Here is a 22,188-nt window from a genome sequence, read left to right as displayed (position 1 = left end):
CGTGAGCGGGCCCGGATGTCAGGCGGAAGCGAGCAGGCTCACCGCGTCGGCCGGGGTCGGGGCGCCGTCCGAGGCGGCCCGTGCCCGGTCGTAGCGGTGCAGGACGAGGCGGGCCATCGCCGGGTGGGCGCCGAGCGGGGCTGCCGCCCGGTGCGGTACGGCGTCGGCGCAGGCGCTCGCGAAGCGGCCGGGAGCGGTGAAGTACGAGGCGACGAAGGTCCGGTGGCGGCCCCGGGCGGCCAGGGCGCGCAGGGCGGCCGGGACGGTGGGCGTGGCGGCGGAGGCGTACGCGGGGACGACGGGCACGCCGAGCCGTTCGCCGAGCATGCGGGCGGTGTGCCGGGTGTCCCGGGCGGAGTCGGGGTCGCGGGATCCGGCGGCGGCGAGGACCACGGCGGCGTGGCGGCCACCCTGGTCGGCGGGGTCCCAGCCGGCCTCGACGAGCCGCCCGTACAGCGCCTCGACGAGCAGGGGGTGGGGGCCCAGCGGCGCGGCGATCCGGGTGCGTACGGCCGGGGCGGCGGCCGTACTGGCGGGCAGGTCGTGCTTGACGTGGTGGCCGCGTCCCAGGAGCAGCGGTACGAGGACGGCGTCGGCGCCGCGCAGGCCGTCCAGGGTGTCCGGGAGCAGCGGCCGGTTCAGCTCGATGTGGCCGAGCCGGACGTCGAGGCCGGGGCGCAGGTCGCGCACCCGGTCCAGGAGGGCCAGCACGGTGCGCAGGGCCTCCGGGTCGCGGCTGCCGTGTGCCACGGCGACCAGGGACGGGGCAGGGGCTTCGCGCCGCTCCTCCGCGGGGCGGTCGGGCTGCCGGGTGCGGTGCATGGGGCCGCGGGTTCCGTTCCGGGGGGCGGGGCCGAGCTGGGCGCCGAGCCGGTCGGTGACGCGGGCGGGGAGGTGCGCGGTGCCGTCGGTCAGCGGGGGCGACCGGTGGGGCTGTTCGGGGGGCTGCTCCGTCATGGACCGATGGTGCCGGGCGGAGGTTGCCGGGTCGTTGCGCGAGGGTCACAGCCGTTTTCCGCCGCCTCACGGTGGGGGCGGGGGCGGTGTGCGTACGCCGGTGCGGCCCGCTCCCCGCCGGTGTCGGACGCCACAGACCTGGGCGGCCGGCGAACCTTTGGGGCCTCCCGGTCGTCAGGTGAGGTGGGGACAGGTGGCGCGGACGGCTCGGACGGCTCGGAAGGCTCGGAAGGCTCGGAAGGACGCGATCGGGCAGAGGGACGACAGGGGGGTTCTGGTGCGCGGAAAGAACGGCGGGAGCGGGGCGGCGAGGAAGAGACGGTCGGTGCGCGGGCGGTGGCAGCAGGGGCTCCGGCTGTCCGTGCGGTCCGCCCGGCGGCAGTCGGCACGGCCGCTCGCCCTGCGGGTGCCGGAGCGGTTCGCGCTGCGGGTGCCGGAGCGGTTCGTACCGCGGGTGCCGGAGCGGTTCGTACCGCGGGTGCCGGAGCGGTTCGTACTGCGGGTGCCGGAGCGGTTCGCGCTGCGGGTGCCCCGCACCCGGCGGGTGCAACGGCGGCTGGTACAGGGGCTGGTGGCCGCCTGTGTGCTGGCCCTGGCGCCCGCGACCTGGATGCGGCTGGAGGCCGGCGACCGGGTGGGCACGGCGGCCGAGGCTCCGGCGCGGGAGGTCGCCGTGGTGTTCGGCGCCGGGCTGTGGAAGGGCCGCCCGACCCCGTACCTCGCGCACCGGCTGGACGCGGCGGCCGAGCTGTACCGCACCGGGAAGGTGAAGGTCGTTCTGGTCACCGGGGACAACAGCCGCGTGGAGTACGACGAGCCGGACGCGATGCGCACCTATCTCACCGGGCGCGGGGTGCCGGACGAGCGGATCGTGAGCGACTACGCCGGGTTCGACTCCTGGGACTCCTGCGTCCGGGCCAAGAAGATCTTCGGGGTCGACCGGGCGGTGCTGGTGAGCCAGGGCTTCCACATCCACCGGGCGGTCGCCCTGTGCCGGTCCGCCGGGATCGACGCGTACGGCGTCGGGGTCGACGAGCCACGGGACGCCACCTGGTACTACGGCGGCGCCCGGGAGCTGGCGGCCTCGGGCAAGGCAGCGCTGGACGCCCTGCTCCGGCCCGACCCGCGTTTCCTGGGGCCGGAGGAGCGGGGCGTGACGGAAGCGCTGGCGGCGGGGGCGCGCTGACCGGGGCCCCCGAAGCGCGGAGCCGTCGCCCGGGACGAACCCGGCACACCAGCACCCCCACCACCAGGGTTCCGTCCTCAATCGCCGGACGGGCTCGAACGGGTCCACCGCCCCTCGGGGATGAGGACGCCGCCGGTCCGCAGCGAGCGGGTGACGGCGGTCGCGGCGAGGTAGACCCAGGCTCGCACGGACTCCCGGGCTTCCCCGGACTCCCCGGCTTCCCCGGACTCCCCGGCTTCCCCGGCTTCCCCGGCTTCCAACGCCCCCCGCGCCGGCAGCTCGACCTCGCGGACGACGCGTTCGTACAGGTTGCGCGGGTGGCCGGGGCCGAGGAACTCCTCCAGGTGGTCCAGCAGCCCCAGCAGTTCCCCGTACGCCCCGGGCGCGGCGGCGAGCAGGGTGCCGTGGACGCGGCCGTGGCCCTCGATCGCGTACGGGTAGCCGGGGCCTTCGTAGAGGAGGGCCCGGGGCAGCACGGCCGGCCGCTCCCCCGCCGTGCGGCCCCGGAGGAACAGGTCGTGGTTGGGTTCGCCCGGCAGCAGCGTCCCGTACACGAAGAAGGGCAGCTCGGCGGCGACGGGGCCGGTCGTGGTCATGGCCGCCGTCACAGAGCGGCCGGGGGCGCCGTCTCCGCCGTCACCCAGCCGAGGTAGCGGGCACTGCCCCGGATCACCGGCACGGCGATGATCTCCGGCGTCTCGTAGTCGTGCTCCCGCTGGAGGTGTTCCTCCAGTTCGTCGTAGCGTTCCGCCGTCGTCTTGAAGAGCACCTGCCACTCCTCGGTCGCCTCGATGGCGTTCTGCCACCGGTAGACGGAGGTGACCGGGGCGGAGATCTGCGCGCAGGCCGCCAGCCTGGCCTCCACCGCCGACCGGGCCAGGGCGTGGGCCTTGTCCTCGCTGTCGGTCGTGGTCAGTACGGTCAGCCATGCCGGCGGCGCTGTCATCGTCGGTCTCCTCGCAGTAGCGGCGGGCTCCTCAGCCCGTGGGCCTTCCCTGCGATTGTCGGCCCACGGCGGGTCAGGCGCCGTACGGACGGAGGTTCCGGGCGTCGCGCAGGGCGGTGCCCCACCACACCAGCTGGTCCAGCAGGGTCTTGGCCGCCGCGTCGGCGGGCCCCGGGTCCCGATGGCGTCCCTCGTCGTCGAAGAGGGCGCCGGCGTTGTGGAAGGACACGGTGTCGCGGACGGTGACGGTGTGCAGTTCGGCGAAGACCTGCCGGAGCTGTTCGACGGCCCGCAGCCCGCCGGAGATACCGCCGTAACTGACGAAGGCGACGGGTTTGGCCTGCCACTCGGCGTTGTGCCAGTCGATGAGCGTTTTCAGCGGTGCGGGGAACGAGTGGTTGTACTCGGGGGTGAGGACGACGAAGGCGTCGGCCGCGGCGAGCCGGGCGGAGACCGCGCCGAGCCGCTCCGCCTCCTCCGGCCCGGGGCTGAAGGTGATCGCGGTGGGGAGGCCGGCCTCGGCGACGTCGACCAGGTCGGTCTCGATGCCGGCGTGGCTCGCCGCGCGGGCCAGGAACCAGTCGGCGACGACGGGTCCGAAGCGGCCGTCGCGGTTGCTGCCGAGAATGACGGCCACCTTGAGGGGGGCGGGCTCGGTGGATGACGTGGATGACGTGAATACGGCTGTGGTGTCCATGGCGTCGAGCTTTCTCCCTCAACCATGGTTGAGGTCAAGCGCGCCCATCCGGAACCTCCTGGCCTGTCCGGCCCCGGACGGCCCGCTTACGGTGGCGGCATGACGACGCACCGGCCGAACACGCCTCTCCCGTACATCGAGTTCGACGGCCGTCCGGCCACCGAGGAGGACCTGCGGATCCCCACCCTGTACGGCTACGGCCACTTCACCGCCATGCAGGTGCGGGAGCGCCGGGTGCGGGGCCTCGGCCTGCATCTCGCCCGGCTGGACGCCGCGAACCGGGAACTGTTCGGCCTGCCGGTGGACGGCGACCGGGTACGGGAGCTGATCCGGCACGCCCTGGACGGGGCGGGGCTGCGGGACGCCTCGGTGCGGGTGAACGGCTATCTGCCGCCCGGCGCGACGCGCACGACCCTGATGGTGACCGTCCGGGAGCCCGCCGCCGGGCCGGCCGGGGCGCGGAGCCTCATGTCGGTGCCGTACGCGCGCACGGCCCCGCACATCAAGCGGCCGGGCGAGTTCGGGCAGACGTACTACGGGATCCTGGCGGGGCGGGCGGGGTTCGACGAGGCGCTGCTGACCGCGCCGGGCGGGGCGGTGACCGAGGGGGCGATCACCAACATCGGCTTCTGGGACGGGAGTTCGGTGGTATGGCCCGACGCGCCGGCGCTCGCCGGCATCACGATGACTCTGCTGGAGCGGGGACTGGGGCGGGCCGGACGGCCGTCGGCACGCCGCCCGGTGACGCTGGAGGGCCCGGAGGGGGTGGGCCGCTATCAGGCCGCCTTCGTCTGCAACTCGCAGGGCATCGCACCGGTGCGGCGGATCGACGACACCGCGTTCACGGTCGACGAGGAGCTGATGAGGGAGTTGGGCGCGGTGTACGACGGCGCCCCGGAGGACGCCGTGTGAGACACCCCGCACGAGAGGGCGGGGGCGCCCGCTCCGGCCGTGGCGGACCATGGGGGCATGCAGATCCATATCGAGGCATCGGCCCTCCCCGGCCGCGACTGCGGACCGGACAGCGACTTTCCCGGGTACGCGAACATCCACGTCGGCGTCCAGCGCAAGGACCGGCCGGGCGAACTGCTCGACCCGCACCCCGGGGACGCCCCCTCCGCCTCGTGGGTGCTCGAATGCACGGCCACCGCCACGGCGGACGGGGTCGAGGTGTCGGGGCCGTACGTCCAGAACCGGCTGGGCGGGCGGTTCGTCTATCTGTCGTGGGGCACGGTGGACGACGCCGGGGTCTTCACCATGTTCCGGCGCGCCAAGCTGATGTTCGACGACATCGACCCGGACGTCCTCGAAGCCGCCGCGCGCTCCGGGCACCTCACCGGGCGGCTCGGCCTGACCGACGCCAAGGGGCAGCCGCTGTGCGCCCGGGTGCGCCCGCCGCAGATCGCCTGGAGCGCCACGGACGGGACCTGAGGAGCCGGGAGGGAACGGGCGGAGCCCGAGGGGCCGGGAGGCAACGGGCGGAGCCCGAGGGGCCCGGAGGGGACGGACGGACCTCGGGGCACGGGTGGCCAGGGGCCGGTCCCCGAGGCAGAGGCGGCCAGGAACCGTGAACCCCCGGGGCCAGGAGCGGCCAGAGACCGGGAACCGGGGGCGGGAGCGCCCGGAGGTGGATCCGACACCGCCCCCTCCGGTCCAAGGGGGGGGTGGACCGGAGGGGGCGGATGCCGTGGGGGGCGGGGAATCCGTCCCGTGGGGGGGTGTCATGCGTGTGCCCGGGGCCCGCACGGACATACATGTGACCTGCGTCACATCCCCCTTGTCCGTCTCACCCGATCGGCACCCGGACCGGCAGCACGGACCGAACGGCCCAGCCGCACCGCCACGACCTGCGGTGATCCATTCCGGCAAGGGTGCCGCGCCGGTCCGTACGGGTGAAAGCTGACCCCGCGTCAGGAGGCGTGGCAGGCCCTGCCCCCGTTGGCTCGGGGGCAGGACACACCCGCTCGCGCCGTTCTGCCCGGAGGATCCCCATGCGCAGTCCTGCCCGCCTCGTGACCGGCACCGTCGGTGCCGCGTTCACCGTCATCGCGTTCGGTCTCACCGCCGCCGCTCCGTCCGCGTACGCGGGCGACTTCGGCCGTCTGGAGATCACCCCGTCGACCGCGGCACCCGGTGCCACCGTCACCGTGAACACCACCGCCTGCGGCAAGAAGGGGTCGGGCATCGGCGACGCGAACTCCCTGGACGCCGGGGACTTCGAGGTGCGCCCCGGCACCCACAAGGAGGTCGTGGTCGGCGAGTTCACCGTGCCGCACGACACCCGGCCCGGCACCTACGAGATCGTCGTCTCCTGCGACAACGGCAAGGACGCGGTCGGTGATCTGGAGGTGATCGGCGGCGGCAAGCACGAGAAGCCCATCCACGACCGCCCGTCCGGCCATGTGCGGACCGGGGTCGGCGGCAGTGTCGAACCGAACTCCACGCAGGTCGCTCTCGGCGTGGGCGTGATCGGTCTGGCCGCCGTCGGCGGACTGTGGCTGCTGCGCCACCGCACGGAGGGCACCGAAGGAAGCTGAACCGCCGCTTCCCCCCTGACCGGGCGGGGCGCGTCCCCGAGCGCGCCCCGTCCGCCCCGGACCACCGACCGAGGACGACGCCGTGTCACCGAGCGCGCAGAAGGCCAGGGGCTGGCTGGTGGGCATCGCCGTGCTGTGCGGCATCTGGCTCGTCCAGAACGGCCCCGGCGGCCAGCTCATCCCGCCGCAGCCCTCCAGCGCCCAGGCCTTCGCCGCCGGGCCCCAGCTCCAGCCCGGCTCCCCGGTCGCCGAACCGATGGCCCCCTCCGAGCCGGCCCGCATCCGCATCCCGAGCATCGAGGTGGACGCGCCGATGACGCGGCTGGGGCTGGCCGCCGACGGCAGCCTCGACGTACCGCCGGACGAGGACCGCAACCTCGCGGGCTGGTACGAGGGCGGCGTCCCGCCCGGCGCGCGGGGCACGGCGATCGTCGCGGGGCACGTGGACAACGCGGACGGCCCGTCCGTCTTCTACGCCCTGGGGGCCCTGACCAAGGGGACCTCGGTCGAGGTGGTCCGCGAGGACGGGCGCACGGCCGTGTTCTCGATCGACGCCATCGAGGTCTACGACAACGACGACTTCCCCGACCAGCGCGTCTACGGCGACTCCCCGCACGCCTCGCTCCGGCTGATCACCTGCGGCGGCGGCTTCTCGAAGGAGACCGGCTATCAGGGCAACGTGGTGGCGTACGCGCACCTCACCGGGGTGCGCTGAGACGACGGCCTGGGGCCGTCACGCGTTCCACTGGTCGAAGCCCAACTTGGCGACCAGCGAGAACACCACGGTCAGCAGCACCGCCCGGACGAACCCGCTGCCCCGGCTCAGCGCCATCCGGGCCCCGATCATCCCGCCCGCCAGGTTGAAGAGCGCCATCACGGCCGCGAGCTGCCACAGCACGGTGCCCTGGTACGCGAACATCGCCAGCGCCCCCGCGTTGGTGCACACGTTCACGATCTTCGCGGTGGCCGACGCGGTCACCAGGTCCAGGTGGAGCACGGCGCTCAGGGCCAGCACCAGGAAGGTGCCGGTGCCCGGCCCGAACAGTCCGTCGTAGAAGCCGATACCGCCGCCGACGAGCACGATCGCCGTGACGATCCGGGCCCGGGCGACCGGCCGGTCCGTGCCGTCGCCCGCCGCGGCGGTGCCGAAGGAGGGGCGCAGCAGCACGAAGGCCGCGACCCCCAGCAGCACGACCATGATCACCGGGCGGAGCACCTCGCTGCTGATCCCGGCGGCGAAGAACGCCCCGGTCATCGACCCGGCGAGCGCCATCAGCCCGACCCGCACCGCCAGCCCCACCCGCACCGGGGCTCGGCGCAGGAAGGTCACCGCGGCGCCCGAGGTGCCCACGATCGCGACGGCCTTGTTGGTGCCGAGCACATGGGCGGCCGGGACGTTCGGCAGACCGAGCAGCAGCGCGGGCAGGAGCAGCAGTCCGCCGCCGCCCACCACCGCGTCGATCCACCCCGCGGCGGCCGCGGCGAGGCAGAGGAGCACCAGGGTGGTCAGGGTTATGTCAGGCACGACCCGACATTAGACGCCTGTCGCCGGGGCTCCTCCCCGAGGGTCTGCCTTCGGATCCGGCCTGATCCGAACGGAAGGCCCCCGGCCCCTCACAGAGCCCCGGCGCCGTCGCTGAGCGCAAGGTTCCGCCCGGGAAACAGGCGGGATGCGGCCGGGTAACACCGCCCGCCCACGCTCGGGGCATGAGGACAACCGACGGAGGCCACTGAGATGCCGGAGCCCACCTTCGACCCGAGCGCCACCACCGCCGCCGCCCTGGAGGCCACCCCGAACGCTTTGGCGCACACCGCCGTTCCGACGATCGTGGTCGTCGGGCACGGCATGGTCGGCCAGCGGTTCCTGGAGGCCCTCGCCGACCGCGGGCTGACCCCGGCGGCCGGCGCCACCCGGGTCGTCGTGCTCTGCGAGGAGCCCCGGCCCGCCTACGACCGCGTGCGGCTCACCTCGTACTTCGACGGGCGGAGCCCCGAGGACCTCTCCCTGGTGGAGGCGGACTTCATGGACCGGCACGGCATCGAGCTGTACGTCGGCGACCCGGCGACCGGCGTCGACCGGGCGCGGCGGACGGTGACCGCGCGGTCCGGGGCGGTGTTCCCGTACGACACGCTGGTGCTGGCGACGGGCTCGTACCCCTTCGTGCCGCCGGTGCCGGGGAAGGACGCCCGGGGCTGCTTCGTGTACCGGACCATCGAGGACCTGCTCGCGATCGAGGCGTACGCGAAGGGCGCGGCCACCGGTGCGGTGGTCGGCGGCGGGCTGCTCGGCCTGGAGGCGGCCGGGGCGCTGAAGGGGCTCGGGCTGTCCACCCATGTGGTGGAGTTCGCGCCGCGGCTGATGCCGGTCCAGGTGGACGAGGGCGGGGGCGCGGCGCTGCTGCGCACGATCGAGGACATGGGCCTCGCCGTGCACACGGGGGTGGGTACGCAGGAGGTGCTGGCGGGCGCGGACGGTGCGGTGACCGGGATGGCCCTCTCCGACGGCTCCTCGCTCGACGTCGATCTGGTGGTCTTCTCGGCGGGGGTGCGGCCCCGGGACCAGCTGGCCCGGGAGTGCGGTCTGGCCGTCGGGGAACGCGGCGGGATCGTCGTGGACGAGGAGTGCCGGACGTCGGACCCGGCGGTGTTCGCGATCGGCGAGTGCGCGCTGGCCGCCGACGGCCGGGTGTACGGGCTGGTGGCGCCGGGCTACGAGATGGCGCAGGCGGCGGCCGAGGTGATCGCGGGCGGCCGGTCCGCGTTCACGGGGGCGGACCTGTCGACGAAGCTGAAGCTGCTCGGCGTGGACGTGGCCTCGTTCGGGGACGCGCACGGGGCGGCCGACGGTGCGCTCGACGTCGTGTACTCCGACGCCCGGGCGGGGGTCTACAAGAAGCTGGTGATCGGGCGGGACGGGACGCTGCTGGGCGGGGTGCTGGTCGGGGACGCGGACCAGTACGGCACGCTGCGGCCGATGACGGGCACGGTGCTGCCGGTCGCCCCCGAGCAGCTGGTGCTGCCGGCCGGGGCGGGCGGCCCGGTGGCGCTCGGTCCCTCCGCGCTGCCGGACGGGGCGGTGATCTGCTCCTGCCACAACGTGACCAAGGGCGCGATCTGCGAGCACACCACGCTGCCCGAGGTGAAGAAGTGCACCAAGGCCGGTACGGGATGCGGCAGTTGTCTCAAGGTGATCGGGCAGCTGATGCCGCCGCCGGCGGACGCGGGGCTGTGCGGCTGCTTCCCGTACAGCCGCAGCGAGCTGTACGAGATCGTCCGCACCCTGGAGGTCACCTCCTTCGCCTCCCTGCTCGACTCGCACGGCCGCGAGGAGGCGCGCGGCGGGGACGGCTGCGAGGTCTGCAAGCCGACGGTCGGCTCGGTCATCGCCTCGCTCGCGCCGACCGTGGGCGCGAGCGGCTATGTGCTGGACGGCGAGCAGGCGGCGCTCCAGGACACCAACGACCACTTTCTGGCCAACCTCCAGCGCAACGGTTCGTATTCGATCGTGCCGCGCATCCCCGGCGGTGAGATCACCCCGGAGAAGCTCGTCGTCATCGGCGAGGTGGCCCGCGACTTCGGCCTCTACACGAAGATCACCGGAGCCCAGCGCATCGACCTCCTCGGCGCCCGGGTCGACCAGCTGCCGCTGATCTGGACGCGTCTTGTGGACGCGGGCTTCGAGTCCGGGCACGCGTACGGCAAGTCGCTGCGCACGGTGAAGTCCTGTGTGGGACAGACCTGGTGCCGCTACGGCGTGCAGGACTCCGTGCGGATGGCGATCGACCTGGAGCTGCGCTACCGGGGCCTGCGCGCCCCGCACAAGCTGAAGTCGGGGGTCTCCGGGTGTGCCCGTGAGTGTGCGGAGGCCCGGGCCAAGGACTTCGGGATCATCGCCACCGCCCAGGGCTGGAATCTGTACGTCGGCGGCAACGGCGGGGCCACCCCGCGCCACGCCGACCTGCTGGCCCAGGACCTCTCCGACGCCGAACTGGTGCGGCTGATCGACCGGTTCCTCATGTTCTACATCCGTACCGCCGACCGCCTGGAGCGCACCTCGGCCTGGCTGGAGCGGATCGACGGCGGCCTGGAGCACGTCCGGGACGTGGTCGTCCACGACTCGCTGGGGCTCTGCGGGGAGTTGGAGCGGATGATGGCCGACCATGTCGCCGGCTACCGCGACGAGTGGGCCGAGACCATCAACGACCCGGACCGGCTGCGGCGCTTCGTCACCTTCGTCAACGCCCCCGACGCCCCCGACCCCTCGGTGAGGTTCGTTCCGGAGCGGGACCAGGTCAAGCCGGATCTGGAGCTGCTCGCGGGACCCGTGCTCGCCGTCCGCACCCTCGAAGGGACCGCCTCCTGATGACCACCGCGACGATCACGACAGCGCAGGACACCGGATGCGTCCGGCTCGCCCACGGGAAGGACTGGCTGACGGTCTGCGACCGGGCCCTGCTGATCCCCGGGCGGGGGGTGGCGGTGCTGCTGCCGGACGGGGACCAGGCGGCCGTCTTCGTGGACCGGGCCGGCCGGGTGTACGCGATCGGCAACCGGGACCCGTTCTCCGGGGCGTACGTCCTCTCGCGCGGCCTCATCGGCTCGGTGGGCGGGCGGCCGTTCGTGGCCTCGCCGCTGCTGAAGCAGCGCTTCGACCTGGCGACGGGCGTGTGTCTGGACGACGAGGGGGCGGCGGTGCCGGTCTTCCCCGTACGGGCGGACTGACCGACCGGCCTCGGGGGCGGCCAGGTCGCGGGACGCGGCCTGTGCCACTCCTCCGCCGCCCGTTCACTTGCGCTTGACGTTCCGTCAACTCACTTCTCCTACAGTCCTGACGCGCGACCCGCCGGTCCGTCCGGAGCGGCGGGCCCACACTCATGCGTGGAGTGATCGTGGAACGTCGGACCTTCTTGCGCACCGCGGTGATCGGCAGCTCGGCGGCCGCCTTCGGCGGCACGCTGTGGCGGGGCGCCGCCTTCGCCGACCCGGCCCAGCCCGCCCCCGGCCCGTACGGCGCGCTCCAGGCGGCCAACGGCAACGGCATCCAACTGCCCAGCGGCTTCACCAGCCGTATCGTCGCCCGCTCCGGGCAGACCGTGCCCGGCACCTCCTACCGCTGGCACAGCGCGCCCGACGGCGGGGCGACGTACGCCGACGGCTCGGGGTGGATCTACGTCTCCAACGCCGAGGTGTCCCCGAGCAGCGGGGGCGGGGCGAGCGCGGTGAGGTTCGACTCCTCGGGGACGGTGACGTCCGCGTACCGGATCCTGGCCGACACGAACAACAACTGCGCGGGCGGCGCCACCCCGTGGAAGACCTGGCTGTCCTGCGAGGAGGTCACCCGCGGGTATGTGTACGAGACCGATCCCTGGGGCGTGAACGCGGCGGTGCGGCGTCCGGCGATGGGCCGCTTCAAGCACGAGGCCGCCGCCGCCGACCCGGACCACGGGTACGTCTATCTCACCGAGGACGAGAGCGACGGTCGCTTCTACCGCTTCCGGCCCACGACCTGGGGGAACCTGTCGAGCGGCACCCTCCAGGTGCTGGTCGCGGGCACGGCGACCTCCGGACCGGTGACCTGGGCGAACGTGCCGGATCCGGCCGGCTCCTCCACCCAGACGCGGCACCAGGTGTCCGGGGCGAAGGTGTTCAACGGCGGTGAGGGCTGCTTCTACGCGGCGGGCACCTGCTGGTTCACCACCAAGGGCGACAACCGGGTGTGGGCGTACGACGCGAACACCTCGTCGATCTCGCTCGCCTACGACGACTCGCTGGTGACGGGCGGCTCGGCCCCGCTGAGCGGCGTGGACAACGTCACGCGGTCCGGGTCCGGGGACCTCTTTATCGCGGAGGACGGCGGGAACATGGAGATCTGCCTGATCACGCCGGACGACACGGTGGCCCCGTTCCTGCGGATCACCGGCCAGTCCGGTTCGGAGATCACCGGGCCCGCGTTCTCGCCGGACGGCGGGCGGCTCTACTTCTCCTCGCAGCGCGGGACGAGCGGTAGCTCCTCCGGGGGCATCACGTACGAGGTGAAGGGGCCCTTCCGCAGCTGACGCGGACTCCCCACGTGCGCCGGCGCCCGTCCCCCGGCCCGGCGCACGTCCTGGGGCTCAGCCCTGGTCCCCGGCGGCGGCGGCCGGGTCCATCCAGATGACCTCCCAGATGTGGTGGTCGGGGTCCTGGAAGGAGCGGCCGTACATGAAGCCGAGGTCCTGCGTCTCGCCCGCCGGGGAGCCGCCGGAGGCCAGGGCGGCGTCCGCCAGCCGGTCGACCTCTTCGCGGCTGTCGCAGCTCAGGGCCAGGATGACCTCGGTGGTCTTCGAGGCGTCGGCGACGTCCTTCTTGGTGAAGTCCTTGAAGCGCGGTTCCGTCATCAGCATGGCGAAGATGGTGTCGCTGATGACCAGACAGGCCGTCTTGTCGTCGCTGAACGCCGGATTGAAGCCGTAGCCGAGCTTCTCGAAGAAGCCCTTGGTGGTCTCCAGGTCCTTCACCGGCAGGTTCACGAAAATCATCTGAGCCATGATCGTTCCCTCTTTTTCTGTTCTGTGGCGCCCGCGGGGTCCGTCCGGCGCTTTCGATGGTTAAGACGGCGGGGCCGCGCGGAACTCATCGGCGTACGACAGAAGATTTGCACGGCCCACTGACAACGCCCCCCGGACAGCGGCCCCTCGGGCCCGCGACGCCTCCTGGCCCCGTGCGTCCTCCTAGGCCCTGTCGTCAAACTCCCGTCGTCGCCCGGAGGGCGGCCCTGCGGGGTCAGGTGCGTGCTCTCGGCGTGCCGGGCTCACGTCCTCGTACTGGACGTACTCGGGCGTGGGCCCGGTGCGGCGAGAGTGCGTGCATGGCGCCGCGGGGCAGACGGGAGTTTGACGACAGGGCCTAGGGCCTGTCTTCAAAGCTTGTTGATGGGGCATCATGTTACGCATGGTGCGGCGACATGAGCTCTCGGATGAAGAGTGGGACGTTCTGTCGGGGCTGCTTCCGCGTACGGGCGCGGGGCGGCCCCGGCGGGACGATCGGGTGGTTCTGAACGGGATCGTGTGGAAGCTTCGGACCGGTTCGGCCTGGCGTGATGTGCCGGAGAGATACGGGTCCTGGCGGACGTTGTACACACGTTTCCGCAGGTGGGCGCTCGATGGCACGTTCACGCGGATGCTTGAAGCCGTTCAGGCTCAAAAGGAAGCGGCTGGGGATGTTGACTGGCTGGTGTCGGTGGACTCCACGATCACCCGCGCTCATCAGCACGCGGCCGGCGCCCGTAAAAAGGGGCAAGCCCTGCAGAAGCGGCACGCACTCACGCCCTCGGACGATCCCGTGGCGGACTGACGACCAAGATTCACCTCGCCTGCGACGGCCGCGGCCGTCCGCTCGGCTTTGTCGTCACGGGCGGCAACATCAACGACTGCACGCAGTTCGAGCAGGTTCTCGCGCAGATCAGGGTTCGCCGTCCGGGCCCGGGCCGACCGCGCAACCGGCCCGACCATCTCCTGGGCGACAAGGGATACAGCAGCCGACGCATACGCAACTACCTGCGGAGACGCCGTATCCCGCACACGATCCCGGAACGCTCGGACCAGCAGGCGAACCGCCGCCGTCGTGGCAGCAACGGCGGCAGGCCGCCTGCTTTCGACAAGGAGCGCTACAAGCAGCGCAACGTCGTCGAACGCTGCTTCAACGCGTTGAAGCAGTACCGGGCCATCGCCACCCGCTACGACAAAACCCGAGAATCCTACGAAGCGGCACTCACCATCGCGTCACTCCTGATGTGGATATGACCCTTTGAAGACAGGCCCTAGGGCAGGGCCAGCGGGGCGCCGCCGCGCAGCAGGGAGCCGCCGAGCGGGGTCAGCGTGTGCAGGACCGAGCTGCCGTGGCGCAGCGTCAGGACCAGGCCCGCCTCGCGCAGCACGGAGGCGTGCTGGCTCGCGGAGGCCAGCGACACTCCGGCCCGGCGGGCGAGTTCGCTGGTGGTGCAGCCGTTGCCGATGGAGGAGAGGACGGCCGAGCGGGTGTGTCCGACGAGCCGGCCGAGCCAGGGTCCCGGCTCGGCGAAGACCGGGGCTCCGGGGTTGGCCACCGGGTAGACGAGCACCGGCGGGAGCGACGGGTCGCGGTAGACCACGGGGGTGCCCCGGCAGAAGAAGGACGGCTGGAGCAGCAGCCCACGCCCGTCCAGGTGCAGATCGCGGTCGAACGGGTAGTCCGCCTCCAGCACGGGCGAACGCCACCGGATCATCGGCGGCAGCGCGGCCAGGAGCCCGTCCGCCCCGCCGTCCAGCAGGGCCCGGCCGCGCACGGCCCGGTCCGCCTCGACGGTGGCCCGGATGTGCGGCCAGTAGGGCTCCACGGCCGCGTGGTGGTAACTGCGGAGCGCCCCGATGAGCCGGGCGAGCGGCTCGGCACGGCCCTCCATGAGCGCGGCGGGCAGCGCCGCGCTCGCTCTCCCCGCCCCGGAGTCCTGGTGACGCGGGCCGGCGGACAGGCCGGCCCGCTGCCGTATCCGCCCGGCGGCCAGCAGCTCCAGCTCGGCGTGGACGCGGTCGGCGGGAGTGTCGCGCAGCGCCTCCATTCCGACGTCGAGCCCGAAAGGCTCGGCGCCCTCCTGGGAGGGCGTCAGGAAATCCGGGAAATAGCCGCGGGGCGGGACGACCGCCGCCAGCAGCTGTGCTTCACCATTCAACCGCGCGCGGGATTCCGAACGCCATTTTCCGAACACCGTCGAAGCACGCCGGTCCCTGATCCGGTGAAAACTGAGAATGGTTTCCCACAGCGCGTCCGGCCTCGTGGCCATCCGCACCCGCGAAAGGTCCAGCCTGGACACATGGATCCGCAGCACTACTCCCCCACCTGTTGCATCCGCAATTCCCCCCACCGAAGGGTATGCGGACCGTCACAGGAGGTCACCACGGGGTTTCGGCCAGAAGTGAAAGGTCTCGCCCCGTTCCGCTCCACCCGAAAAGCTGTACGGCGTCGGGTACGCATCCGGTGCCCGCCGGATGAGCACGTGAAGGCCGTGGGGGGCTTTGTGTGTTCGGCGGCGGTGGGCGACGGTGCGGCTCCGTACCCGACGGGGGTAAGCCGGGTGCGGTCCATGGGTGGGGATCCATGGACCGCACCCCGGTCCCGCGGACCCGTCACCCGGCATTTTCTTTGCGCATTGAACGACGCAATGTGCTCTGCGCCACATTCCTGGTGAGCATTCGATGCGCGCTTCTGACGACTTCCCCGTATCGCCGGTCATTTCCGCACACGCCACTTCCGAGCCGCTGGCCACTTCCGGGCGGCCGGTCACCTCCGTGCCACTGGCCGCTTCCGGTCGGCCGGTCCCTTCCGTGCCGCCGGGTCAGCCGGTCACCTCCGGTCGGCGTACGGCGAAGCGGCGGCACCCCCGCACAGGGTGCCGCCGCTCCTCGGTGGGCCTTCGAGGCCTTGGTCGGTGGGCAGGGCTGTTCGTGCAGCCCTGCCCATGAGGTCGGAGGCTGTTCGTGCAGCCCCGACCGGTGGGTCCGGGCCGTCCCTGCGGCCCCGACCCGGTGAGTTCGGATCAGCGGCTGTCGCTGCCCCGGGACTCGGCTGCGGCCCGGCCGGCCTCAAGACGGGCGACCGGGATCCGGAACGGTGAGCAGGACACGTAGTCCAGGCCCACCTCGTGGAAGAAGTGCACGGACTCGGGGTCGCCGCCGTGCTCGCCGCAGACGCCGAGCTTGAGGTCCGGGCGGGTGGCCCGGCCGGCCTCGACGGCGCTGCGGACCAGCGCGCCGACGCCGTCCTTGTCGATCGTCTCGAACGGGGAGACCCCGAAGATGCCCTTCTCCAGGTACGCGGTGAAGAACGAGGCCTCCACGTCGTCGCGGGAGAAGCCCCACACCGTCTGGGTCAGGTCGTTCGTCCCGAAGGAGAAGAACTGCGCGGCCTCGGCGATCTGGCCCGCCGTCAGCGCGGCGCGCGGCAGCTCGATCATGGTGCCGATGGTCAGCTTGAGGTCGGTGCCGGTGGCCGCCTGGACCTCGGCGATGACCCGGTCGGCCTCCTCGCGGACGATCTCCAGCTCCTGGACCGTGCCGACGAGCGGAATCATGATCTCGGGGCGCGGGTCGCCCTTGGCGTTCTTGCGCTGGGCGGCGGCCTCGGCGATGGCCCGCACCTGCATCGCGAACAGACCGGGGATGACCAGGCCCAGGCGCACCCCGCGCAGCCCCAGCATCGGGTTCTGCTCGTGCAGCTTGTGCACCGCCTGGAGCAGGCGCAGGTCGTTCTCGTTGGCGTCCTTGCGGGACTCGGCGAGCGCGACGCGGACCGACAGCTCGGTGATGTCGGGAAGGAACTCGTGCAGCGGCGGGTCCAGCAGCCGGACGGTGACGGGCAGTCCGTCCATCGACTCGAACAGCTCGATGAAGTCGGCCTTCTGGAGCGGGAGAAGAGCCGCCAGCGCACTCTCGCGCTCGTCGTCGGTGTCCGCGAGGATCAGCTTCTCGACCATCTCGCGGCGCTCGCCGAGGAACATGTGCTCGGTGCGGCACAGGCCGATGCCCTGGGCGCCGAAGCGGCGGGCCCGCAGCGCGTCCTCGGCGTTGTCGGCGTTGGCCCGCACGCGCAGTCGGCGCACCCGGTCCGCGTACGCCATGATCCGGTGCACGGCGGCGACCAGTTCGTCGGCGTCGTCGGCCCCGGCGTGCATCCGGCCCTCGAAGTACTCGACGACCGGGGACGGTACGACGGGTACCTCGCCCAGGTAGACCTTGCCGGTGGAGCCGTCGATCGAGACGAGGTCGCCCTCCTCGATCACCCGGCCGCCCACCGTCATCCGGCGTCGCTTGGTGTCGACCTCCAGGTCCTCGGCGCCGCAGACACAGGTCTTGCCCATGCCGCGTGCCACGACCGCCGCGTGCGAGGTCTTGCCGCCGCGCGAGGTCAGGATGCCCTCGGCGGCGATCATGCCTTCGAGGTCGTCGGGGTTGGTCTCGCGGCGGATCAGGATGACCTTCTCGCCGGAGCGGGACCACTTGATCGCGGTGTACGAGTCGAAGACGGCCTTGCCGACGGCGGCGCCCGGGGACGCGGCGATGCCCCGGCCGAGCAACTCGGTCTTCGCCTCGTCGTCGAAGCGCGGGAACATCAGCTGGGCGAGCTGGGCGCCGTTGACGCGCTGGAGGGCCTCGGCCTCGTCGATCAGGCCCTGGTCCACGAGCTGGGTGGCGATGCGGAAGGCGGCGCCGGCGGTGCGCTTGCCGACCCGGGTCTGGAGCATCCAGAGCTGGCCGCGCTCGATGGTGAACTCGATGTCGCAGAGATCCTTGTAGTGGTTCTCCAGGGTCTCCATGATCTGCATGAGCTGGTCGTACGACTTCTTGTCGATCGACTCCAGGTCGGCGAGCGGCACCGTGTTGCGGATACCGGCGACGACGTCCTCGCCCTGCGCGTTCTGGAGGTAGTCGCCGTAGACGCCCTGGTGGCCGCTGGCCGGGTCGCGGGTGAAGGCGACGCCGGTGCCGGAGTCGGGACCCAGGTTGCCGAAGACCATCGAGCAGACGTTGACGGCCGTGCCGAGGTCGCCGGGGATGCGCTCCTGGCGGCGGTAGAGCTTGGCCCGGTCGGTGTTCCACGAGTCGAAGACCGCGTTTATGGCCAGGTCCATCTGCTCGCGGGCGTTCTGCGGGAACGCGCGTCCGGCCTCGGACTCGACGATCTTCTTGAACTGCTTGACGAGCTTCTTGAGGTCGGCCGCGGCGAGGTCGGTGTCGACCGTGACCTTCTTCGCGTCCTTCGCCGCCTCCAGCGCCTCCTCGAAGAGGTCGCCGTCGACCCCGAGGACGGTCTTGCCGAACATCTGGATGAGCCGACGGTAGGAGTCCCAGGCGAAGCGCTCGTCGCCGGACTGGGTGGCGAGGCCGACCACCGAGTCGTCGGAGAGGCCGATGTTCAGGACCGTGTCCATCATGCCCGGCATGGAGAACTTGGCGCCGGAGCGGACGGAGACCAGCAGCGGGTCGTCGGCCTGGCCGAGCCGCTTGCCCATGCGCTCTTCCAGCGCCTCCAGGTGCGCACTCACCTCGTCGCGCAGCGCGGTCGGCGCGTCCCCGCTGTCCAGGTAGACCTTGCAGGCCTCGGTGGTGATCGTGAAGCCCGGAGGGACGGGCAACCCGAGGTTGGTCATCTCGGCGAGGTTCGCACCCTTGCCGCCCAGAAGATCCTTCAGATCCTTGTTGCCCTCGGTGAAGTCGTAGACGAACTTCTGGGGATCTTTGTTTTCCGACACGGGTCTCGACTCCTCGAGGACGCGGTGGCTGCCCTGACGGCGAGGAACATACCCAGATCGAAGGTGGATGGGTACGTCCACTTGGTCGTCATGCGGCCGCAACCACCCGTCCGCCCGCAGATCGAAAGGCTCGCCCGGCCGAAGCGTCTGACGCTCCGCCTTCACCTCCTGAATGCGACATGGCCGAAACTTGACCATAACCGCTCGTTCGAGCGGACGCCTCGCCAGATGATTTCACTTCTCGAATCCACGAGGGTGGCACTGAGTGCCACGTCTTCCAGAAGTGCAGCCATGTCGAAATCGCTCATCTGAGCGCAACCCCGATCAAGGGTGGCGCGAATCACGCCCGTCGCGGACCCCGGATTTCAGGATCCGGACGCCCTGGGCCGCCGCTGGGGACCCCTGGGCCGACCTCTTCCAGGCTACGGGCGAAGGTCCGCCCCCGCGCGGGAACCGTCGGCGGCGGGGGGCCGCACCGGTACGGAGCGGCCCAAGCCCACGGCATGCGGTACGGGACGGCACACGGCGGCATGGCGGCGTAGCGGCATGGCAGCGTGGCGGGGTGGCGGCAAGGCCAAGCGCGAGAGCCCCGCCGCTCACGGAGCGCGAAAGGCCTCCCCCGTACGGAACGAGGGAGGCCGCCGTCTCTCCGTACGGGATCAGCCGCCGGAGGTGTCCAGCTCCGCGTCGGCGCTGATGCCCGCGCAGTCGTACGGGTCCTTCAGCCAGCCGTCCGGCAGGACCACCCGGTTGTTGCCCGACGTGCGTCCGCGCGGCCCGTCGGCGCCGTCCGGCCAGGGCTGGTCGAGGTCCAGCTCGTGCAGCTGGCCACTCAGCTCCTCCAGCGAGGAGGTGACCGCCAGCTTCCTGCGCATCTCGGATCCGACCGCGAAGCCCTTGAGATACCAGGCCACGTGCTTACGGAAGTCGATCACGCCGCGGGTCTCGTCGCCGATCCACTCCCCCAGCAGCGTCGCGTGACGCACCATGGCGTCCGCGACCTCGCGCAGGGCGGGCGCGTGCCGTTCCGGACGCCCTTCCATGGCGTTCACCAGGTCGGCGAAGAGCCAGGGCCGTCCCAGGCACCCACGTCCGACGACGACGCCGTCGCAGCCGGTCTCCCGCATCATCCGCAGGGCGTCGTCCGCGCACCAGATGTCCCCGTTGCCGAGGACGGGGATCTCCGGGACGTGCTCCTTGAGCCGGGCGATGGCGTCCCAGTCGGCGGTGCCGCCGTAGTGCTGGGCGGTGGTCCGCCCGTGCAGGGCGACGGCGGTGACGCCCTCCTCGACGGCGATGCGGCCGGCGTCGAGGAAGGTGAGGTGGTCGTCGTCGATGCCCTTGCGCATCTTGATGGTGACGGGGAGGTCCCCGGCGCCCGACACGGCTTCCTTGAGGATGGCCCGCAGCAGGGGCCGCTTGTACGGGAGCGCGGAGCCGCCGCCCTTGCGGGTGACCTTGGGGACCGGGCAGCCGAAGTTCAGGTCGATGTGGTCGGCCAGATCCTCGTCGACGATCATCCGGACCGCCTTGCCGACGGTGACCGGGTCCACTCCGTACAGCTGGATCGAGCGCGGGGTCTCGGTCGCGTCGAAGTGGATGAGCTGCATCGTCTTCTCGTTGCGCTCGACCAGCGCCCGCGTGGTGATCATCTCGCTGACGAACAGCCCCTTGCCGCCGGAGAACTCCCGGCACAGCGTCCGGAACGGGGCGTTGGTGATGCCGGCCATCGGGGCCAGCACGACCGGCGGCCGCACGGTGTGCGGGCCGATGCGGAGCTGCGGGAGGGCGGGGGCGAGCGTGGTCATGGCTCCATTGTCGCGTACGCCGAAGAGCTGGCCGCCCGGGCGGGGTGAGTCCGTCGGGCGCCGGGCACACCAGGAGCCCGAGGCGGGGCCCGCCTCGGGCTCGTCGGCATCGCTCCGGCTCGTCACATACTGGCGAAGATGGCGCCGACGACCATTCCGCCGACCAGTCCGACGGCGCTGACCACGATGGCGACCGTGGCGAGCCGCTCGTGCCGGACGGCCTTGGCGATGATGGCCATGATCAGTCCGCCCAGGGCGAAGACGATCGGCAGGAAGATCAGCCCGATCACGCCCAGGACGATCGCGATGATGCTGAAGACGTTGCCTTCGGCGCCTGCCCGCGGTGCACCGTGATGCCCCTGCCCGGTCGGCTGGTTGCCGTACTGCGTAGCCATCTGTCGCTCCTTCGGGACGGTCCGCCGGAATCCGGTCTCGAAGCGGACCGGCCTGTTGTGCGAGTGCCCCGAAGTCCCTTGCGTACACGGCTCTTTGCCCACGGCGTGCGGCAGTCCCCCGGTCAGAACGCCACCGCGTCGCGGATCAGCGGGCAGGTCATGCAGTGCCCGCCGCCCCGGCCCCGGCCCAGCTCCGCCCCGACGATGGTGATGACCTCCACCCCGGCCCGGCGCAGCAGCGCGTTGGTCTGGGTGTTGCGGTCGTAGGTGAAGACCACGCCGGGCTCCAGCGCCACCGCGTTGTTGCCGCTGTCCCACTGCTGGCGCTCCGAGGCGTAGACGTCGCCGCCCGTCTCGATCACCCTCAGCTGGGGAAGGCCCAGGGCGCGGGCCACGACCTCGGTGAACGGGGTGCTGCCCTCGTCGGTGATCTCGATCCCGGGCGCCCGGTCGGACGGCCGCAGCGAGAAGGCGTGGACGCCGTCCATGATGCGCGGGTACAGCGTGACGATGTCCCGGTCCGCGAAGGTGAACACCGTGTCGAGGTGCATCGCCGAGCGCAGCTTGGGCATCCCGGCGACGATCACGTGCTCGGCCGCCCCCTGCTCGAACAGGGCGGACGCGACCTGCGTGATGGCCTGGCGTGAGGTCCGTTCGCTCATGCCCATGAGGACGACGCCGTTGCCGACGGGCATGATGTCCCCGCCCTCGAACGTGGCCTGGCCCCACTCCTTCTCGGGGTCGCCCCACCAGACCGTGGAGCCACGGAAGTCGGGGTGGAAGGTGTAGATCGCCTTCATCAGCAGGGTCTCGTCGCGCCGGGCGGACCAGTAGAGCGGGTTCAGCGTCACTCCGCCGTAGAGCCAGCAGGTGGTGTCCCGGGTGTACAGGGTGTTGGGCAGGGGCGGCATCAGGTACTCCCGCGCCCCGGCCCCCTCGCGGGCGAGCGCCACGTACCCCGAGCGGAACGCGTCGGGGAGGTCGGCGGTGGCGAGCCCGCCGATCAGGTACTCCGCGAGCTGCCGCGGGGTCAGGGTCTCCAGGAAGGCACGGGTGTCGTCGATCAGGCCGAGGCCCACCTCGTTGGCGGTGATCTTCCGGTCCAGGAGCCAGGCCCGGGCCTCGGGCAGAGCCACCGTGGCGGCGAGCAGCTCGTGCAGTTCGACGACCTCCACGCCGCGCCCGGTGAGCTGGGCGATGAAGTCGGCGTGGTCGCGCTGGGCGTTCTCCACCCACATCACGTCGTCGAAGAGCAGGTCGCCGGAGTTGGTCGGGGTCAGCCGCCGGTGGGCCAGTCCGGGGGCGCAGACCAGGACCTTGCGCAGTCGTCCCACCTCGGAGTGGACGCCGAGGGCGGATGCGGGGGTGGTGCTGTTCACGGTGGGCCTTTCACTCGGTGG

20 protein-coding genes are annotated in these 22,188 nt (G+C 72.1%); 9 read left to right on the top strand and 11 right to left on the bottom strand.

All coding sequences use genetic code 11. The features are described 5' to 3' along the window. Positions 1–18 precede the first annotated feature (18 nt). Positions 19–957, bottom strand: coding sequence for a sirohydrochlorin chelatase (locus tag AC3CH1_RS25885; protein WP_488465113.1), 939 nt, complete (start codon positions 955–957; stop codon positions 19–21). A 277-nt stretch (positions 958–1,234) separates the two neighbouring features. Between AC3CH1_RS25885 and AC3CH1_RS25880 the strand changes: the two genes are divergently transcribed. Then, the gene (locus tag AC3CH1_RS25880) at positions 1,235–2,143 is read left to right on the top strand and encodes a SanA/YdcF family protein (RefSeq protein ID WP_488465112.1); all 909 of its coding nucleotides are present in this window, start codon (positions 1,235–1,237) and stop codon (positions 2,141–2,143) included. A 77-nt stretch (positions 2,144–2,220) separates the two neighbouring features. Here the strand turns inward: AC3CH1_RS25880 and AC3CH1_RS25875 are convergent, their stop codons facing one another. The 3 genes from AC3CH1_RS25875 to AC3CH1_RS25865 form a co-directional block, all read right to left on the bottom strand. After that, entirely contained in the window at positions 2,221–2,751 is a 531-nt protein-coding gene (locus AC3CH1_RS25875) for a gamma-glutamylcyclotransferase family protein (RefSeq protein ID WP_488465111.1), read from the bottom strand. Then, a complete protein-coding gene (gene cutA / locus AC3CH1_RS25870; protein WP_488465110.1) occupies positions 2,748–3,089 on the bottom strand; it encodes a divalent-cation tolerance protein CutA in 342 nt (113 codons plus the stop codon). The genes AC3CH1_RS25875 and cutA overlap by 4 nt, the downstream gene beginning before the upstream one ends. A gap of 73 nt (positions 3,090–3,162) precedes the next feature. Beyond that, the gene (locus AC3CH1_RS25865; RefSeq protein ID WP_488465109.1) at positions 3,163–3,786 is read right to left on the bottom strand and encodes an NADPH-dependent FMN reductase; all 624 of its coding nucleotides are present in this window, start codon (positions 3,784–3,786) and stop codon (positions 3,163–3,165) included. A 99-nt stretch (positions 3,787–3,885) separates the two neighbouring features. On the opposite strand from AC3CH1_RS25865, the gene AC3CH1_RS25860 reads away from it, so the two are divergent. The 4 genes from AC3CH1_RS25860 to AC3CH1_RS25845 all read left to right on the top strand — a co-directional run bounded on the left by AC3CH1_RS25860 (position 3,886) and on the right by AC3CH1_RS25845 (position 7,038). Next, the gene (locus tag AC3CH1_RS25860; RefSeq protein ID WP_488465108.1) at positions 3,886–4,698 is read left to right on the top strand and encodes an aminotransferase class IV family protein; all 813 of its coding nucleotides are present in this window, start codon (positions 3,886–3,888) and stop codon (positions 4,696–4,698) included. A 57-nt stretch (positions 4,699–4,755) separates the two neighbouring features. Beyond that, positions 4,756–5,217, top strand: coding sequence for a DUF5990 family protein (locus tag AC3CH1_RS25855; protein WP_488465107.1), 462 nt, complete (start codon positions 4,756–4,758; stop codon positions 5,215–5,217). A gap of 560 nt (positions 5,218–5,777) precedes the next feature. Continuing rightward, positions 5,778–6,323 (top strand): GVDTG sorting domain-containing protein, encoded by a 546-nt coding sequence (locus AC3CH1_RS25850; RefSeq protein ID WP_488465106.1) that lies wholly within the window; start codon positions 5,778–5,780, stop codon positions 6,321–6,323. Between the two features lie 82 nt (positions 6,324–6,405). Continuing rightward, entirely contained in the window at positions 6,406–7,038 is a 633-nt protein-coding gene (locus AC3CH1_RS25845; protein ID WP_488465105.1) for a class F sortase, read from the top strand. 18 nt (positions 7,039–7,056) lie between these two features. On the opposite strand, the gene AC3CH1_RS25840 is transcribed toward AC3CH1_RS25845, so the two are convergent. After that, entirely contained in the window at positions 7,057–7,848 is a 792-nt protein-coding gene (locus AC3CH1_RS25840; RefSeq protein WP_488465104.1) for a TSUP family transporter, read from the bottom strand. 210 nt (positions 7,849–8,058) lie between these two features. Between AC3CH1_RS25840 and nirB the strand changes: the two genes are divergently transcribed. The 3 genes from nirB (at position 8,059) to AC3CH1_RS25825 (ending at position 12,379) form a co-directional block, all read left to right on the top strand. Then, entirely contained in the window at positions 8,059–10,686 is a 2,628-nt protein-coding gene (nirB, locus tag AC3CH1_RS25835) for a nitrite reductase large subunit NirB (protein ID WP_488465103.1), read from the top strand. Further along, positions 10,686–11,045 carry a nitrite reductase small subunit NirD gene (gene nirD, locus AC3CH1_RS25830; RefSeq protein ID WP_488465102.1) on the top strand — a complete coding sequence of 120 codons (360 nt, stop codon included), beginning with the start codon at positions 10,686–10,688 and terminating at the stop codon, positions 11,043–11,045. Before nirB ends, nirD begins: the two co-directional genes overlap by 1 nt. A 167-nt stretch (positions 11,046–11,212) precedes the next feature. After that, complete coding sequence (locus AC3CH1_RS25825) at positions 11,213–12,379, top strand: alkaline phosphatase PhoX (RefSeq protein WP_488465101.1); 1,167 nt, start codon at positions 11,213–11,215, stop codon at positions 12,377–12,379. Positions 12,380–12,436: 57 nt separating this feature from the next. Here AC3CH1_RS25825 and AC3CH1_RS25820 read toward each other — a convergent pair whose 3' ends face one another. Continuing rightward, entirely contained in the window at positions 12,437–12,850 is a 414-nt protein-coding gene (locus AC3CH1_RS25820; protein ID WP_361868644.1) for a VOC family protein, read from the bottom strand. A 403-nt stretch (positions 12,851–13,253) separates the two neighbouring features. On the opposite strand from AC3CH1_RS25820, the gene AC3CH1_RS25815 reads away from it, so the two are divergent. Beyond that, a protein-coding gene (locus AC3CH1_RS25815; protein ID WP_488465100.1) for an IS5 family transposase occupies positions 13,254–14,104 on the top strand; the annotation gives its coding sequence in 2 pieces (ribosomal slippage) (positions 13,254–13,593 and positions 13,593–14,104; 852 coding nt in all). Positions 14,105–14,121: 17 nt separating this feature from the next. Here AC3CH1_RS25815 and AC3CH1_RS25810 read toward each other — a convergent pair. The 5 genes from AC3CH1_RS25810 to AC3CH1_RS25790 all read right to left on the bottom strand — a co-directional run bounded on the left by AC3CH1_RS25810 (position 14,122) and on the right by AC3CH1_RS25790 (position 22,167). Beyond that, positions 14,122–15,165 carry an ArsR/SmtB family transcription factor gene (locus AC3CH1_RS25810; RefSeq protein ID WP_488465099.1) on the bottom strand — a complete coding sequence of 348 codons (1,044 nt, stop codon included), beginning with the start codon at positions 15,163–15,165 and terminating at the stop codon, positions 14,122–14,124. Between the two features lie 708 nt (positions 15,166–15,873). Next, complete coding sequence (gene ppdK, locus AC3CH1_RS25805) at positions 15,874–18,585, bottom strand: pyruvate, phosphate dikinase (RefSeq protein ID WP_488465098.1); 2,712 nt, start codon at positions 18,583–18,585, stop codon at positions 15,874–15,876. A 659-nt stretch (positions 18,586–19,244) separates the two neighbouring features. Then, positions 19,245–20,393: a tRNA dihydrouridine synthase DusB gene (dusB, locus tag AC3CH1_RS25800; protein WP_488465097.1), complete on the bottom strand. Its 1,149-nt coding sequence runs from the start codon at positions 20,391–20,393 to the stop codon at positions 19,245–19,247. 122 nt (positions 20,394–20,515) lie between these two features. Then, the gene (locus AC3CH1_RS25795) at positions 20,516–20,788 is read right to left on the bottom strand and encodes a hypothetical protein (protein ID WP_488465096.1); all 273 of its coding nucleotides are present in this window, start codon (positions 20,786–20,788) and stop codon (positions 20,516–20,518) included. 122 nt (positions 20,789–20,910) lie between these two features. After that, positions 20,911–22,167, bottom strand: a complete 1,257-nt coding sequence (locus tag AC3CH1_RS25790; RefSeq protein WP_488465095.1) for an arginine deiminase — start codon at positions 22,165–22,167, stop codon at positions 20,911–20,913. Positions 22,168–22,188 lie beyond the last annotated feature (21 nt).

The sequence above is a fragment of the Streptomyces sp. MGP-P1 genome (assembly GCF_057766565.1).
This window is presented reverse-complemented; position numbering and strand designations above follow the sequence as displayed.